The following is a 16,666-nucleotide window of genomic DNA, read 5'->3' as shown; positions in this document are numbered from 1 at the left end:
GCCGTATGGGTAAAGGCATATGACCTGTTACGGAGTGCCCCTTGCGCAAGACAGTCCTGCTCGCCCCCCTGCTCGTGCTGGCTGCGTGCGCGCATACTCCGGCCAATCAGGCCCATCGGGCCACCACCCCGGTCGCGCAGTATGCCAACGGGGCCGGGCCGCTGGCGGTCAACACCCATGTGCCCGATTTCGCCACGCGCAACTACGAGCCCTTCAACCGGCAGGACGTGGTGGCGATTGCGCTGCGCGAATGGCGGCTGTTCGGCCAGCCGGTCAGTGATGACGACCCGCTGCAGCGCCCCGAGCCGACCACCCCGGTGGTCAAGCCCGAACGCACGGCCGGATTGTGGCAGCGCGTGGGCGAATACTGGTGGATTGGCCAGGACCCCGCCGAGACCGAATCCTCATGGGATGGCAAGCATGATGCGAACGGCCACATCACCGATTTCGTGCATGATGGCTATTATGCGTGGTCGGCAGCGTTCATATCGTATGTGATGCGGGTGGCGGGTGCGAATGACCGCTTCGCCTATTCGCCCAACCACGCCACCTATATCAACGCCGCCGCATCAGGGCAGGAAAAGGGCGTCAAGGCCCGCAATCCCGCCCGTTATGCGCCCAGGATGGGTGACCTGATCTGCGTGGGGCGCGGGGCGAGCAAGTCGGTGCGCTTTCGTGACCTGCCCACACCGCAGGGCTTTCCCGCGCATTGCGGCATCGTGGTGGCCGGACCGCATGATGATGCCCCCTTTGGCCACGAAATCAGCATCATTGGCGGCAATATCGATGACGCCGTGGCCCTGACCCATGTGCCCGTAGGCCCCAATGGCCGCCTGACCGACAGTCATGGCCAGAGCCTCGACTCCCGCTACCCTTGGTGCGTGGTGCTGCAGGTGCATTACGATGCGGACCGCGAGCCGCAGGCCGACCAGTAAGGCAGGCTTTCAACTGTAAAAGTTTTTGGTGAGGCTTTTTTCAAAAAGCTTCAAAAAGAACGCCGCCTTTTTGCAAAAAGGCGGCATCCAACAACTTTTATAAATGGAGCCCGGTCACTCAGCCGCGCGTCCATGGCAGTTCGGATGCCTGCCAGCCCGCAAGGCGGCCACGGCTGCCAGTGGCGTCTTCCGGCCCCTCGAATCCGTCGGCTACGTTAAAAACATTGTGATAGCCCGCGTCATACGCCGCATGGGCAGCAGCCATGCTGCGCGCGCCGGAGCGGCAGATGAAATAGATCTCGTCGGTCTTGCCGATCCCGGCCTTTTCCAGCGTGGTCAGGAAGTCCGGGTTGACCTGGCCCGCGGGCGGGAGCTGCCAGCTATCGCGCACCAGTTCGCGCCCAGTACCCGAAAGGTCAGGCACGCCAATATGTTCCCATTCCATGGGGGTACGTACATCCACCAGATGGGCGTTGGGGCGGCCACTGACCGCAGCCCACGCGGCGGCGGGCGAGATATCGTCAATCATCATGTTTCCTTTCGGCTGGAAAAACCTGTGCGGCGGGGATATGCCAGCCCTGCCCCATTCCTGATAGTAAGGATGCAACAGGCACTGCATGGCCACCACCCGGCCTGCCGTGCCGCATGGTACGACCCAGATCAAGCGAAGGTGCTGCCTTATGGCCGAAAGTGCAAATCCCGTCTCCTCCCCTAGTGCTGACATGCCCGCAGCCATCGGCCATACGCCGCTGATCCGCCTGCGCCATGCGTCGGACATCACGGGGTGCGAGATCTACGGCAAGGCGGAGTTCATGAACCCCGGCGGCTCGGTCAAGGACCGCGCGGCGCTGGCCATCATTGATGATGCCGAACGCCGCGGCACGCTCAGGCCCGGCGGCACGATTGTCGAGGGCACGGCCGGCAATACCGGCATTGGCCTCACCCTCGTGGCCAATGCGCGCGGCTACCGCTCCATCATCGTCATGCCCGAGACCCAGAGCCGCGAGAAGATCGACTTCCTGCGCATGATCGGCGCCGACCTGCGCCTCGTGCCCGCCAAACCCTTCCGTGATCCGGGCAATTACGTGCATGTGTCGCGCCGCCTGGCCGAGGAAACCGGCGGCGTATGGGCCAACCAGTTCGACAATACCGCCAACCGCGAAGGCCACCGCCACACCACCGCCCCCGAGATCTGGCAGCAGATGGGCGGAAAACTCGATGCCTTCACCTGCTCATGCGGCACCGGCGGCACGCTGGCGGGGGTGACGCTGGGGCTGGAGGATGAAGCCCGCAAGGCCGGTGTCGCGCGCCCGCGCATCGTGCTGGCCGACCCCGAAGGCTCGGGCCTGTATGGCTGGGTGAAGTCGGGTGACCTTTCGGTCAGCGGGTCTTCCGTGACCGAAGGCATCGGCCAGTCCCGCGTGACCGGCAACCTCGAGGGGCTGCATTTCGATGATGCCGTGCGCATCCCCGACCCCGAGGCGCTGGAGCAGATCTACAGCCTGCTGATCCATGAAGGGCTTTCGGTTGGCGGGTCGGCGGGCATCAACATCGCCGCCGCCATCCGCGTGGCCCGCGCCATGGGGCCGGGGCACCGCATTGTCACCATCCTGTGCGATGGGGGCGCGCGCTACCAGTCCAAGCTGTTCAACCCGGAATTCCTGCGCGGCAAAAACCTGCCCGTGCCATCCTGGCTGGCCTGAACACCCTGCTGTCACGGCCATTGAAACGGAGTGAAACACCGGATGCGGGCCGCTGCGCCATGGTGTAGGATCAGCGCATGAACCCGCTGCCGCATATCCTCATCATCGATGATGACCGCGAGATCCGTGACCTGCTGGCACGCTTCCTCGAACGCAACGAACTGCGCGTCACCACCGCGCGTGACGGGCAGGAAGCCCGCCGCCGGTGGGGGGAAGGGCATTACCAGCTCGTCATCCTCGACCTCATGCTGCCAGGCGAGAGCGGGCTGGACATCTCGCGCTGGCTGCGCACGCAGGCCAACGTGCCCATCGTGATGCTGACCGCCATGGGCGATGATACCGACCGCATCATCGGCCTTGAACTTGGCGCGGATGACTACGTGCCCAAGCCCTTCAACCCGCGTGAACTGCTGGCGCGCATCCGCGCCGTGCTGCGCCGCGCAAGCGACACGCCCGACCCGCGCAGCGTGCCGGTGCTGCACACGCTGCGCTTTGCGGGCTGGTCGCTCGATACCGGGCGGCGGCGGCTGCACAACCCCGAAGGGGTGGAAGTGCCGCTGACCGGCGGCGAATACGACCTGTTGCTCGCCCTGCTCGACCGCGCCAACCGGGTCATGACTCGCGACATGCTGTTCGACCTGCTGCGCGGGCGGCAGGCCGGCCCGTTCGACCGCGCCATCGACGTGGCCATCAGCCGCCTGCGCCGCAAGCTTGAAGATAACGGCCGCAACGCGCAACTGATCAAGACGGTGCGCGGCGGGGGCTACGTGCTCGCGGCCGAGGTCGAGCGCACCTGACCCGCCCCATGCAGCCGCACCCCGGTTCCTCCTTCCTGTCAGCGCCCCCACCGGCGGAAAAACCGCCGGGCGCGTGGCCGCGCCTGTGGCGTCGCCTCCTGCCGCAGTCACTGGCCGCGCGCACCACGCTGCTGCTGATCGGCGGCCTGGGCATCATCCAGATCATCGGGCTGACCATCCACGCGCTCGACCGGTTCGATTTCGACCAGCGCATGATCTATGAGCGCGCGCGCAGCAAGATGTTCACCTATTACCGCGCCATCGTGGAGACCGCGCCCTCGGACCGTGACCGCGAGCTTGCGGCCCTGCACCTGCCCGAGAGCGTGCACATCACGCTGACCCCCGGCCCCGAGCCGGACATGATCAACGCCATGGCGCTGCCGCCCCACCCCCAGCACCACATGCCGCCGGGTGAGTGGAATGGCGTCCACATGTCCGATGACGTGGGCCCGGTGCCCTTCAGCCACGGCGGCCCGCACGGGCCGGGTGGCCCCTTTGGCCCCGACAGCCCCGGCGGCCCGCATGGATTCGGCCCCGAAAACGACCCCGGCATGGGGCCGCTGCCGCAATCGATGCGCCCCGAGCAGGTGCTGATCACGCCCACATCGGGGCGCAGGCGGGCTGTCGCCTTCCTGCTGCCCGATGAGCGGCGGTGGGTCACGATCCATTACATCCTGCCCCGGCCCAGCCCGTTCCGCTCGCCCACCTTCCCCATCGCCTTCCTCATCATGACCTTCGCGGGCGGCGTCCTGATCCTGTGGGGCGTGCGCAGGCTGATCGCGCCCGTCAGCACGCTTGGCGCCGCCGCCGAGGAACTTGGCCGCAACGTCAACGCGCCCCCCATGCCCGAGGATGGACCCAGCGAGGTGGCGCGCGCCGCCCATGCCTTCAACACCATGGCGCACCGCATCCGCCGCTACCTGACCGACCGCACGCTGATGCTGACCGCCATCGGCCATGACCTGCGCACGCCGATCACGCGCCTGAAGCTGCGCGCCGAATTCATCGTGGATGACGAGATGCGGGCCAAGATGCTCGGCGACCTTGATGAACTCGAGGCCATGGTGGCCGCCACCCTGGCCTTTGGCCGCGACGCCTCGCAGCGCGAGCCGATGGGGCAGGTCAACCTGACGGCCCTCCTCCAGACCATTGCCGATGAAGCCGCGGAAACCTATCTCGATGCGGCTGACAACATCGCATTTTCATCGGAAATGCCCGACGTGCTGGTGCGCGCGCGGCCCATGGCGCTCAAGCGCGCATTGAGCAACTTTGTCACCAACGCCATAAAATATGGCGGCGGCGTGCGGATCGTGCTGCTGCCGCCCCATCAGGGCGCGGGTGAAAACGGCGCGGAATCCACCGTGACCATCCTGATCGAGGATGATGGCCCCGGCCTGCCTACCGAGGACCTCGAGCGCATGTTCGACCCCTTCGTGCGCGCCGAACAGAGCCGCAACCGCGAAACCGGTGGCACGGGGCTTGGCCTGTCCATATCGCGCAATATTATCTGGGGGCTTGGCGGCGATATCCGGCTAGGCAACCGGCACCCGCATGGATTACGTGTGACGGTCACACTTGTCTGCTAAGGTCCGATTCCAGTACGGACAATTCAGGATATAGCGCTCGATGCCGGATAGAACACACCGTTATCAGGTCTCCCTTTTATGGACCGGAAGCGGCGAACATGACGGGGCTTCCCGGCAGGCCCATCATCAACGCAGCTACGAACTGCACTGCACGGGCCGGCCGGTCATTGACGGCTCGGCCTCCCCCGCCTTTCGCGGCGACTCCCAGAAATGGAACCCCGAGAAACTGCTGCTCGGCGCGCTGTGCGCGGACCACCAGCTCTGGTTCATCCATCTGTGCACGGCAATGGGAATCGGCATCCTGTCCTATGCCGACCATGCCGAGGGCATTCTGGAGGAGTTCGAGGACGGGTCATTTTCCTTCACGCAGGTCATCCTGCGGCCCCACGCCGCCCTTTCCACCGCGCATGACGTGCAGCAGGTGATCGACCTGCACAACGATGCCGCCATGCGTAGCTGCATCGCGCGCTCGGTACGCTTTCCCGTGACGTGCGAGCCACGCGTAACCAGCGCGCAATAAGTCCTTGCCGCCAGCAGGCGGTTAATGGCATTGCCCGATAATGCTTGATCGCCTGTATGCCCGCATCACTGCCCTCGCCGCCAGCCGGCATGCCGTTTTATGGCTGGCAGTGATCGCTTTTGCCGAGGCCAGCGTGTTTCCGCTGCCGCCCGACATCATGCTGCTGCCCATGGTGCTGACACAGCGCGAGCGGGCCTTCCGGCTCGCCGCCATCTGCACCATTGCCTCCGTGGCGGGGGCCGTGCTGGGCTGGTGCATCGGCTCGTTCCTGCTGGAATATGCGGCCATGCCAATCGTGCATTTCTATCATGCCGAGCACACATTACAGGCCCTGCAGGACCGCTTCCGCGAATGGGGGGTGTGGATCATCCTTATCAAGGGCCTGACGCCCATCCCGTTCAAATTCGTTACCATTGCCAGTGGGGCGGCGCACCTGTCGCTCGCACCGTTCCTGCTGGCCTGCGCGGTGACGCGGGGGGCGCGCTTCTTCCTGCTGGCCGCCCTGCTGCGCCGCTATGGCGCGTCGATCGAGGGCTTTATCGAAAAGCGCCTGCCGCTGGTGGCCGGGCTGTTTGCCGTCGTGCTGGTGGGCGGCATCGTGGCGCTGAAATATATCTGAGGGGCGCGCCCCTGCCTGCGTGATGGTGTTCGCCCGCTGCAGGCCGTGATAGGGTGCCGGTCATGATTTTCAGCCCGCGCGGCGTTGCCCGCGCGGTTCTTGTTACCAACGGGTGGGAGCATCATTCATGCCGCAGCAGGTTGCCGTCATTACCGGAGCGGGCGCGGGAATCGGCCGCGCCACGGCCCGCACACTGGCCCGGGCCGGGTGCGATGTCGCCCTGCTTGGCCGCAACCGCGACCGGCTCAATGATGCCGCCGCCGAACTGCGCGAACTCAAGGTGCGCACCCATATCGTCTGCGCCGACGTGGCGGATGCGGCGACGGTGGAACAGGCGGCTGAGGAAATAGAGGAAAAGCTCGGTCCCATCACGCTGTGGATCAACTGCGCGGGCGCGACCGTAACCGGGCAGGTCGCGGCCCTTGAAGCCGATGAGATCCGCCGCGCGACCGAGGTGACCTATCTTGGCACCGTCAACGGCACGCGCGCGGCGCTGACGCGCATGCGCCGCCGGGGCCACGGCACCATCGTCAACCTCGACCGGCTGGCCAGCCTGCGGCCGCCGCCGCTGCAAGCGGTGGAAAACGGGGCGCGCGCCGCCGTGCGGGCCTTCTCCGAGAGCATCCGCCCCGAAATCCTGCATGATGGCGACCGCATCCATATCGCGCTGGTGCACCTGCCCGCCATCAACACGCCGCGCTTTTCATGGACACGCAACCACACCGGCAAGCGCCTCAAGCCGATGGGGCCGGTCTATGAGCCTGAAATCGCCGCCGAGGCCATCTGCCGCGCCGCCTTCGGGCGCGAGCGTGACATCTGGGTGGGCCTGTCGGGTGTGCGCAACTGGGCGCTGTCCACCTTCCTGCCCGGCCTGTCAGACCGCTGGCTGTCGGGCAAGGGCTACGCGAAGCAACTGGAAAAAACTCCGGTGGCAGGCAATGAGCCAGATGACCTGTATGAAACCGTGCCCGGCGCCTATGCCGCCCATGGCCGGTTTGACATGGTCACACGCAAGGCCATGCCGTTCCTGCTGACCAGCCGCCATGCCCAGCTTGCCACCGTAACGGGGCTGATGGGCATCGTGCTGCTGGCCCTGCGCCGCAGGAAAAACTGACAAAAATTTTTGGTGAAGCTTTTTTCCAAAAAGCTTCTAAAGACGCCGCCTTTTTGAAAAAAGGCGGCACCCAGAAACTTTTATCTGTAAAACGCCCGTCCTGTTCAGGCGGGAATAGACGTTCGCACATCCGCACTACTGCGGCACAGGTCACCCGCCCACACCCACCAGTGCGCACCCACCTGCTGCACGGCGGCCTGCGCCGCACGGGCGGCCTCGGGGCTGTCGAACAGGGCAAAGCACGTCGCCCCCGAGCCACTCATGCGCGCAAGGCGGCAGCCGGGTGCGGCCTGCAAAGCATCGAGCACGGTCAGAATTTCCGGGCAGATGGCGCAGGCAGCCTCCTGCAGGTCGTTGGTCTGGGCGGCAAGGTCGCGCACCATATCGGCCAGCGTGGCCCAGGCGGGGGGCAGCGTGGCGCGGGGGGTGAAGACCGGCGCGCGGGCCTTGAACACCTGCGGGGTGGAGACGCTCTGCCCGCAATTGACCAGCATCATGCCACAGGGCGGCAGATGGGGCGCGGGTGAAAGCACCTCACCGATTCCTTCCATGCGCGCGGCACGCTGCTCAAGGCAGACCGGCACGTCCGCGCCAAGCCGCGTGGCCACCGCATTGAGCCGGGCAGGCGGCAGCGACAGCTTCCACACATCCAGCAGCAGCCGCAGGGCAGCCGCCGCGTCGGCCGAGCCACCGCCAATGCCCGAGGCCACCGGCAGTTCCTTGTGCAGTGTAATCCCTACATCCGACAGGTCACGCGCGGCCTGCTCGCCTGCCACTTCGCGCAGGATCGCCCCGGCGCGAACGATCAGGTTATCGGCACAGTCCTCGCCGCCCAGCCCTGCGGAAAATCGGCCCTTGATATCAAGCGCCACATGCCCGCCCCGGCCGCTGCCCACTGTCAGGTCCAGCCGGTCCGCGGCACCTGCGAATACGGCAAGGCTGTCAAGCAGGTGATAGCCATCGGCCTGCCGCCGCCCCGTGACATGCAGGTACAGGTTGATCTTGGCATGCGCCAGTTCGTGCAGCGACGACATCAGTGACGGGTTCCATTTGGCTGGGAAGGGGAAGAAGGCGGCGTTGCCACCGGTTTGAGGTCGGCAGGCACGGCCATGGGCCTGTGGGCCTGCCAGGCATGGGCATAGTCCAGCGCCGCCGTGATCTTGCGGCGGTCCATCGGGTCGGGCTGGAACGCGATGGCGTTCTGCCATTCATTGACCGCCTCCAGCCTGCGGCCCGCCATCCAGTACGCTACGCCAAGGTGATAATTGATAGCCGGGTCCTGCGGCATCTGCTCGACCGACTGCTCAAGCAGCGGCAGGCCCTCCCCCACATGGCCCAGCCGCATGAGCACCCAGCCCACGCTATCGCGGATCTGGTTATCGGACGGGGCAAGGGCGAGGGCGCGGCGCAGGTAGGATTCGGCCAGGGCCGGGTTTTCGCCGTGCTCGACCATGGAATAGCCAAGGTAGTTCAGCAGTTCCGCCTCGTTGGGCGCAAGCTGGAGGGCATGCTGCAACAGCACCCGCGCCTGCGGCCAGTGGTTCTGGCGCTCCTGCGCTATGGCCTGGCCAAACAGCAGCCGCCAGTCATCGCCTTCCAGCCGGTGGGGGGTCAGTGCGGTGGCATGCTGGTAGGCATCAAGGGCTTCGGGCCATTTCTGCTGGTCGAGCAGGGCATCGCCGAGGCTGCTCCACAGCATGCGGTCATCGGGGGCCTGGCGCAGCAGGTCGCGCAGTTCCTGCGCCGCCTGCTCCTTGTGGCCGAGCACCACGTCAAGATCAGCCTGTTCGGCGCGGTAGACCGGCAGCAGCGGGTCGCTGGCCGGGGCGCCATCAAAGGCGGCGCGCGCCTGCCGGTCCTGCTTGCGGGCATGCAGCATGGAGGAGAGCAGCAGCCGCGCCTCCGAATCCGCAGGGTCAAGGGTGAGCGCCATGCGCAGCATCATCTGCTCGGTGCCGCGCAGGGTGCCGATTTCCATCGCGGCATCGCCCGCGTGGTCTTCATCCCCGCCCTCATGGGCATAAAGCTGCTGGTCGATCAGCAGCGCCACCAGCCCGTAAGCCTGTGCAAGCCCCTGGGTGGCATGGTTCACCACCGGGTGCTGGAGCATGGCCATGATGTTGCCGCGTGCCGTTTCCAGCACCGGCATGGCCGCGATGCGCTGGTTGATCAGGTCGCGCGCCGCCGCCTCCTGCCCCTGGGTGACCAGCCAGCGCGCCATCACGATGGTGGTGAACAGGTCGCCGCTGCCCTTTTCCGCCGCCTGGCGGAACAGCGTATCAGCACGCATCTGCATACCGCCAAGCTGGGCGATCAGGGCCGAGTGCAGGGTATAGTAGCCGCCCAGCCGGGCATCGACCTCGGCAGGCGCCAGGGCGGCGAGGGCCTCATCCGTCTTGCCCGCGCCCTGCAGCGCCCAGCCGCGCAGCAGCGGGCGCAGCAGGCCCATGATCTGGTCGGCGGGCGCGTTCTGGTAATGCGTTGCCGCCTCATCCCACTGCCCCGCAAGGGCTGCGGCATTGCCCATGATCAGTTCGGGCATCACGCCGGAGGGCTGCGCGTGGGCAAGGGCTGCAGCCTGCGGGCTGCCCGCGAGGATGCTGTAGAAAAACGCCCGCTCGCCAAACAGCCGGAAGGTGGGTGCAAGCCCTGCCGCCACGCCATAGGCCCGCGCGGCCTCGGCATTGTCGCCCTCGGCCGCGGCCACGTTGCCAACGAGCAGATTGGTGGCCAGATCCTGCCTGCCCGCCGCGATGATGGGGTCAACCGGCGGGGCGGCCCGCATTTCACGGTTGGGAATCCCGGCAAGGAGCGGTACAACAAGGGAGGCCACGACCATGCGTGACAGACGAGGTAAGAGCATGACGCCAGAATCTACCGCGTGCGGCGTCCGCTGCCAAACCCTGAGCGGGGAGGCAGGACGGCGCGCGGCTGCATGGCCCGTGCCGGTGCGGGGTATATCCATCCGATGACTGATTCCCTGTCCCTGTTACGCCTTTATGTAGAGTGGGGCGCGGATGACGCGCTGGACCCCGACCCGCATGACAGGCTTGCGCTTCCCACGCCGCCACGCAACCCTGCCCTTGCGGCACAGCCCCTCCCCATACAGCCAGATGCGGGGAATGGACACCCAAAACCCGCCCGCAGGCCCCGCCCGCCAGCCCCCCCCTCACGCGCCACGCTGATTGACGAGGCGGTAGCCGCCGCCTGCGCAGCAGCGGCGGCGGCGGATACGCTGCCCGCGCTGCGGGCGGCCATAAGCGGTTTCGAGCCATGCGGGCTGCGGGCCACCGCCACCCACAGCGTGTGCGTGGAAGGCCCCGAACAGGCCCCGCTGATGCTGATTGGCGAGGCGCCGGACGCGGATGAGGACCGCAGCGGCCACCCCTTCGCAGGGGAAGGCGGCGCGCTGGTCACGACCATGTTCGCCAGCATCGGCATCGACCGCGCCGAGCTGCTCGCATCCCCCATCATTCCGTGGCGGCCACCCGGCGGCAGGCCGCCTTCGGTGGCGGAAGCGCGGATCTGCCTGCCCTTCATCGAGCGCGCCATCGTGCTTGCGCGGCCGGAGCGGGTGGTGCTGCTTGGCAACCTCGCCGTTTCCCTCATCACGGGGCAGAACACCACGGCGGCGCGCATGCGCGGCCGGTGGCGTGACATCACCCTGCCCACCGGCCCCGATGGCGCGCCTGCCATCACGCTGCCAGCCCTTGCCATGCGCCATCCGCTGCAGTTGCGCGCCAGCGCCACGGCGCGGCGTGATGCATGGAAAGACATGCTGCTCATACGCGAAACAATCGGAAACATACCCTTGAAATCATAAAGGGTATTAACATAATCATTCCGGCATATTAGCCTGTGCAAAGCAGCTATTCATTCCAGTTTGCGCATATGTTTCACGGTGTTTACATAAGTTCCCCCGTTCTGTTCTGAAAACTTATTTACTGGCCTGATCTGCGTTAGCTATTGCTTTCCTTGCAGGCACGGCTTACATCCGCTTCGCCATGCGAGGGACAATCAATACCCCCCATCACGCGGTGGCAGCCTTTCTGGCTGGCGCCGCATTTCTGGCAGGAGCGGCGTTTGCGCCGTTGCGTGCCCAAACAGTGGCGCCAGGCCGGCTGGACGATGATCCAGCCAGCCATGGCGACCATAACGAGGAAACGGCGCTTGCCCTTCCGCGCCTGCACGCGCACGGTAACGCCGGGATGCCGCGCCCGCTCTCGCCCGAGGATGTAAGCCACATCCGCCGGGTGCTGCGCCTGCAGGCCGATGGCAAGTTCGATGCCGCCATCCGCGAGACTGCCGCCATCCATGATGACACCCTGCTGGGCGACATCCTGGCCGCCCGCTACCTCAACCCGGCCTATCACCCCAATGCGGGGCAGTTGCGGCTGTGGCTGCGCACCTTCTCGGGCCTTGCGGATTCACCCGCCATCTATTCCATGCTGGCCGCCATGCCCGCGCCGGTCCGTGGGGGGCCACTTCCCCCCGCGCCCAGCCATGACATGCTCGACAGCAGCCGCTCGCCGCAGCACATCCACCTGCCGGAGGAGGATGACCCCTCCCTGCGGGTGTTCACGCGCAGCGCCATGCTTGACCGCGCCGTGCGCGAGCGTACCGCCCAGGGCGTGAAGGGGGCCCGCAGCGCCCTTCACCTGATTGCCACGACGCCGGGCATAAACGACCTGTATGCCGCTCATCTGCATGCCGAAATTGCCATGACGCTGTTCAGCAGCGGCGAAAACCGGCTGGCCATGTCGATTGCGCGCGATGCATTTGAAAAATCCGGCCAGCGGCTTGGCTTCGCAGGCTATGTGGCCGGTCTTGCCGCCTGGCGGCAGGGCCGCGCCGACATGGCCAAACCCCTGTTCGAGGCGGCATCACGCGCCAGCCTGACACCGGGCAGCATCCGCGCGGGCGCGGCCTACTGGGCTGCCCGCGCGCACCAGGCAACGGGCGATGTCGCGGCCTATCAGCCGTGGCTGCACCGGGCCGCGGCGGCGCCGCATACGTTCTATGGCCTTCTGGCCTCACAGATCCTGGGCCTGCGGGCCGCACCGGCCAGCCGGTCGGCCCGCACGCCCGACACCATCAGCAGCGATGCCGACATGACGCTGGCGGCAGCCCAGCAGACCATCCATGCAGGCAGCCCGGTATTGGGTGAAATCGATATCGAGGCGGTGGCCGCCACCCCTGCCGGGCGCAGGGCGTTTGCCCTGATGCAGGTGGGTGAGCGCGAACGTGCGGAAGCCGCGCTGCGCAGGCTGTGGCCCGATATCCAGAACGATGCCGCCCTGTGCCACTCCACCCAGATGGTGGCCGACGCCATGGGCCTCAAGGAACTGGCATCGCAGATGCTCATGCTCATCGACACCAACGAGAGCGAGCACAACACCCATGCGGCCCGCTACCCGCTGCCACCTCTCCACCCCGAGCATGGCTTCCGCATGGACCCGGCACTCGTTTATGCGCTGACCCGGCTGGAATCGAATTTCGACCCCAATATCGTTTCCGGCTCCGGAGCGCACGGGCTGATGCAGCTTATGCCGATGACTGCCGGTTTCATCGCCCATGAAAAGGACCGCTTCATCCGCCACCCCGCCGACCTGCATGATCCCGCCACCAACCTCGATATCGGGCAGCGCTTCGTGCTTTATCTCGCCCAGATTTCCGCCCAGGCAGGCGGGTCGCATGTGCCTGCCGGTGGCGACATGATCCGCGTGCTGGCCAGCTATAATGCCGGTCCGGTCGCCATCTCGCGCCATAGTGCCATGATGAATGAGGATGACGATCCGCTGCTCTATATCGAGAGCCTGCCCAATGGCGAAACACGCGAGTATGTGCGCCGGGCCTTCACCTATCTGTGGATCTATGCCGACCGGCTGGGCCTTGCGACCCCCTCGCTCGAGACGCTGGCACACGATGAATGGCCCGGCTTTGGCGCCGAGATCGCCATGGCGGGCCACACCATCCACTAAGCCAGATCCAGTTTGAATGGATACATTCGAACTGGTAACGATGCCCGATAAACAATGAGTTAGAGCAATTGCACTGCGTCAGGGTTCAGTGGAATTGCTTCAGGATAAGAGTTTCAGGGTGCCCTCTCGGAGAATGTTTGAAAAGTCAGCCCGGGAAACACGCAGCAATCATGAAGCTTTTTTCAAAAAGCTTCAAAGAAGGCCGCCTTTTTGAAAAAAGGCGGCACCCAGAAACGCCTTTATGTTCAGGCAGGCTGCATCAGTTCTCAGCCAGAAGCTGGCGGCTGGCCTGCACGCGCACGACGCGGCGGCCTTCCATTTCCAGCACCTCGAACAGCCAGCCCGAGAACACCACCTTGTCCCCCTTGGCGGGCACGCGGCGCAATAGCGCCAGCACAAGGCCTGCCAGCGTGTGGTAGCTGCCCTCGGCTGGCAGGTCGGACAGGCCAAGCCGGTCCTTGACCTCATCGGCGGGCATGGCGCCATCAAGCACCAGCACATTGTCATGCGCCAGGCGCTGCGGCGGGGTACTGCCCGGTTCGTGCTGCTCGCCCACGATCGCGCCAAACAGGTCGGATGAAGTGACGATTCCCTCAAACGAGCCATATTCATCAAGCACCAGCGCCATGCCCAGCGGGGAAGCCCGCATGCGCTCGAGCATGTCAAAGGCGGAGAGCGTATCTGGCACCGAGATGGGGTGGCGCAGCCCGATCTCGACCGAGGGGCTCTTTCCATCAAGGAACCGGTCGAGCATGTCCTTGGCCAGAATCACGCCCACCGGGTTATCCACGCCGCCTTCACACACCACGATGCGCGAATAGGTGGTCGAGCGCAGCACCTGCAGCAGTTGCGCGCGCGGCACATGGCGCTCCACCCAGCACAGTTCGGTGCGCGGCGTCATGATGGCGCGGACCGGGCGCTCGGCCAGGCGCAGCAGGCGCTCGATCATGTCGCGCTCCTCCTGCTCCAGCACGCCCGCCTGCGCGCCCTCGGCAATATAGGCGCGCAGTTCCTCCACCGAGACCGACTGGCGGATGGCATTGCCAATGCCCATCATCCTGAGCACCAGTTCCGATGAACGGCCAAGCAGCCAGACGATAGGGCGCGTGAGCCACGCCATCCACTCCAGCAGCAGCGACAGGCGGGCGGCAATCAGTTCCGGCTGGCGCAGCGCGATCTGCTTGGGCACCAGTTCGCCCAGCACCAGCATGACCGCCGTAATGGCGCTGACCACAAGGAACATGGCCAGTTCATCGGCAATCGAACGCAGGGCCGCAATGTGCGAAAGCCACCGGCTGACTCCGGCCTCGATGCTGTTGCCGCCAAACGTGCCCTCGAGAATCGAGACCAGCGTCATGCCGATCTGGACGGTGGGCAGAAAACTCTGCGGGTCGCCTGCCAGTTTCAGCGCGCGGTCCGCCCCCTTGGTGCCATCACGCGCAAGAATGGCAAGCCGCGCCCGGCGGGCGGAAATCAGCGCCAGTTCGCCCATGGCAAAAAGCCCGTTGAGCAGAACGAGGCACAATATGACAATCAGGGAGACAAGCATGATCCCACGCTCTTACAGCATATTCACTCAGGCGGGCATATTTTGCCCTCGGCCCGCGCGCAAAAGAAAAGGCGGAGCAAATGCCCCGCCTTCCCTTAACCATCCGGTCGATATGATGCCGGACTGCGTAATCAGTCGGCGGCGTCTGCCGTCTCGGCCGGGGCCGCGACCTTCTTCACGCGCGGCGGGGCCGCAGGCTTCTTGCGCGCGGCCAGCTCGGCCATCTTGGCATCGACGTGCTGGGTAAACACGTATTCCGCCGGGCGCTGGTGGTCGAGCGGGATTTCCGGCGCCATCGGCTTTTCCGTCTCGGGCCCGAACAGGGCAACCTTGGCAATGTGCCACGGCCTGCGGACCGCATCCATCACCGCGGTCGACTCGTAGCCCGAATGGACCATGCAGTCGGCGCATTTTTCGTAATTGCCGGTGCCGTAGGCATCCCAGTCGGTATCAGTCATGAGCTCGTTGAAGCTCTTGGCGTAGCCTTCACCCAGCAGGTAGCACGGGCGCTGCCAGCCAAACGGGTTGCGCAGCGGCTTGCCCCACGGCGTGCAGTGATACTGCTCGTTGCCCGCCAGGAAGTTCAGGAACAGCGGCGACTGCGTGAAGCGCCACTTCTTGCCCTTGCCAAGGCGGAAGATGTCGCGGAAGAGCTGCTTGGTCTTCTGCCGGTTGAGGAAGTGCTCCTGATCAGGCGCACGCTCATAGGCATAGCCCGGCGCGGTCATGATGCCGTCCACGCCCATGGCCATCACTTCATCAAAGAAGGTGGCGACGCGCTTGGGGTCGGCCCCATCGAACAGGGTGCAGTTGATCGACACGCGGAAGCCGCGCGCCTTCGCCTTCTTGATCGCGGACACGGCGCGCTCGTACACACCGTCCTGGCAGACGGAGGCATCGTGCATCTGCGGGTCGCCATCAAGATGCACATCCCACGAGAAGAACGGATTCGGCTCGTAATCGTCCATCTTCTTTTCAAGGAGAAGGGCGTTCGTGCACAGATATACGTACTTCTTGCGCGCGATCAGTCCGCGGATGATCTCGGGCATTTCCTTGTGCAGCAGCGGCTCGCCACCGGCCACGGCGATAACGGGCGCACCGGCCTCGGTATCCGCATCAAGGCATTCCTGCACGCTCAGGCGCTGGTTGAGGATCTGCGCGGGGTAATCAATCTTGCCGCACCCGGCGCAGGCCAGGTTACAGCGGAACAAGGGCTCGAGCATAAGCACGAGCGGATAACGTTTACGCCGCGTGACATGCTGCTTGACAACATAGGCGCCGACGCGGACTGCCTGCATAATAGGAACGGCCATGAAACCTCTGCTCCTGCACCGGCCCAACCGCCGGTCTCATATTTCAAGTCTGGTAGGTCGGACTATGGACACATCCACCTACAAGAAAACAAGCCCAACATCACCCAGCCGTGCACACAGAGCATGCCGAGAATGCGAACTTGTACGACACATGAAGCCTTTCGCGAGGGTATAGGACAGAAACCATCCTGTATTCAATTGCTATTGCCTTCAGTGTGGCCAATTAACAACAGTCGGGGAATTAGAGACTGTATTTGCATGCCTAACCGGAGTAACACATCGCGATTACGCTAAGGTCGCCATGGTCTTTTTGCCATGAGCCGCCATTCATCGCCGCCGGGGCAGCCCTGCCCGGCCCTTTTCCGGGGCGTGGGGCCTAACCGAAAACCGGGTCGGTTCCTCCCATATGGGCAAGGGCCGACACAGAACAATGGACGCGAACATCATGGATCAGACCAAACCCGCGATTCCGACCCTTGGGCGCTACGCCCAGCTTGACCGGGTGCAGTGGCCGCACGACATGCGCAACCTCTCGGTCGAGCAGCTCAA

At 65.2% G+C, this 16,666-nt stretch carries 14 protein-coding genes; 9 read left to right on the top strand and 5 right to left on the bottom strand.

The window, feature by feature from the left end; all coding sequences use genetic code 11:
• Positions 1 to 41: 41 nt before the first annotated feature.
• Positions 42 to 935 (top strand): DUF2272 domain-containing protein, encoded by an 894-nt coding sequence (locus tag QEG70_RS13315; RefSeq protein ID WP_308721122.1) that lies wholly within the window; start codon positions 42 to 44, stop codon positions 933 to 935.
• 118 nt (positions 936 to 1,053) lie between these two features.
• On the opposite strand, the gene QEG70_RS13310 is transcribed toward QEG70_RS13315, so the two are convergent.
• Entirely contained in the window at positions 1,054 to 1,464 is a 411-nt protein-coding gene (locus QEG70_RS13310) for a rhodanese-like domain-containing protein (protein ID WP_308721249.1), read from the bottom strand.
• A gap of 151 nt (positions 1,465 to 1,615) precedes the next feature.
• On the opposite strand from QEG70_RS13310, the gene QEG70_RS13305 reads away from it, so the two are divergent.
• From QEG70_RS13305 to QEG70_RS13280, 6 genes are all read left to right on the top strand, one after another.
• Positions 1,616 to 2,638 (top strand): cysteine synthase A, encoded by a 1,023-nt coding sequence (locus QEG70_RS13305; protein WP_308721248.1) that lies wholly within the window; start codon positions 1,616 to 1,618, stop codon positions 2,636 to 2,638.
• A gap of 77 nt (positions 2,639 to 2,715) precedes the next feature.
• A complete protein-coding gene (locus QEG70_RS13300; RefSeq protein WP_308721121.1) occupies positions 2,716 to 3,435 on the top strand; it encodes a response regulator in 720 nt (239 codons plus the stop codon).
• A gap of 8 nt (positions 3,436 to 3,443) precedes the next feature.
• Positions 3,444 to 5,021, top strand: coding sequence for an ATP-binding protein (locus tag QEG70_RS13295; protein ID WP_308721120.1), 1,578 nt, complete (start codon positions 3,444 to 3,446; stop codon positions 5,019 to 5,021).
• A 40-nt stretch (positions 5,022 to 5,061) separates the two neighbouring features.
• Complete coding sequence (locus QEG70_RS13290) at positions 5,062 to 5,541, top strand: OsmC family protein (protein WP_061272792.1); 480 nt, start codon at positions 5,062 to 5,064, stop codon at positions 5,539 to 5,541.
• 40 nt (positions 5,542 to 5,581) lie between these two features.
• Positions 5,582 to 6,160 (top strand): YqaA family protein, encoded by a 579-nt coding sequence (locus QEG70_RS13285; RefSeq protein WP_308721119.1) that lies wholly within the window; start codon positions 5,582 to 5,584, stop codon positions 6,158 to 6,160.
• Positions 6,161 to 6,287: 127 nt separating this feature from the next.
• Positions 6,288 to 7,274: an SDR family oxidoreductase gene (locus tag QEG70_RS13280; RefSeq protein ID WP_308721118.1), complete on the top strand. Its 987-nt coding sequence runs from the start codon at positions 6,288 to 6,290 to the stop codon at positions 7,272 to 7,274.
• A gap of 104 nt (positions 7,275 to 7,378) precedes the next feature.
• On the opposite strand, the gene QEG70_RS13275 is transcribed toward QEG70_RS13280, so the two are convergent.
• Together QEG70_RS13275 and QEG70_RS13270 are read right to left on the bottom strand one after the other, a co-directional pair.
• Positions 7,379 to 8,308: a 4-(cytidine 5'-diphospho)-2-C-methyl-D-erythritol kinase gene (locus tag QEG70_RS13275; protein WP_308721117.1), complete on the bottom strand. Its 930-nt coding sequence runs from the start codon at positions 8,306 to 8,308 to the stop codon at positions 7,379 to 7,381.
• Positions 8,308 to 10,137, bottom strand: a complete 1,830-nt coding sequence (locus tag QEG70_RS13270) for a tetratricopeptide repeat protein (RefSeq protein ID WP_308721116.1) — start codon at positions 10,135 to 10,137, stop codon at positions 8,308 to 8,310. Before QEG70_RS13270 ends, QEG70_RS13275 begins: the two co-directional genes overlap by 1 nt.
• Before the next feature lie 105 nt (positions 10,138 to 10,242).
• Here QEG70_RS13270 and QEG70_RS13265 point away from each other — a divergent pair, with 105 nt between their 5' ends.
• A complete protein-coding gene (locus tag QEG70_RS13265) occupies positions 10,243 to 11,097 on the top strand; it encodes a uracil-DNA glycosylase (RefSeq protein WP_374762606.1) in 855 nt (284 codons plus the stop codon).
• A gap of 181 nt (positions 11,098 to 11,278) precedes the next feature.
• Positions 11,279 to 13,255, top strand: a complete 1,977-nt coding sequence (locus QEG70_RS13260; RefSeq protein WP_308721114.1) for a lytic transglycosylase domain-containing protein — start codon at positions 11,279 to 11,281, stop codon at positions 13,253 to 13,255.
• A 259-nt stretch (positions 13,256 to 13,514) separates the two neighbouring features.
• Here the strand turns inward: QEG70_RS13260 and QEG70_RS13255 are convergent, their stop codons facing one another.
• Positions 13,515 to 14,804 carry a hemolysin family protein gene (locus QEG70_RS13255; protein WP_308721113.1) on the bottom strand — a complete coding sequence of 430 codons (1,290 nt, stop codon included), beginning with the start codon at positions 14,802 to 14,804 and terminating at the stop codon, positions 13,515 to 13,517.
• Between the two features lie 131 nt (positions 14,805 to 14,935).
• On the bottom strand, positions 14,936 to 16,117 hold the full coding sequence (gene hpnH, locus QEG70_RS13250; RefSeq protein ID WP_061272768.1) for an adenosyl-hopene transferase HpnH: 1,182 nt from the start codon (positions 16,115 to 16,117) through the stop codon (positions 14,936 to 14,938).
• Positions 16,118 to 16,666 lie beyond the last annotated feature (549 nt).

The organism is Komagataeibacter xylinus (assembly GCF_031081985.1).
Lineage (GTDB): Bacteria > Pseudomonadota > Alphaproteobacteria > Acetobacterales > Acetobacteraceae > Komagataeibacter > Komagataeibacter xylinus_E.
This window is presented reverse-complemented; position numbering and strand designations above follow the sequence as displayed.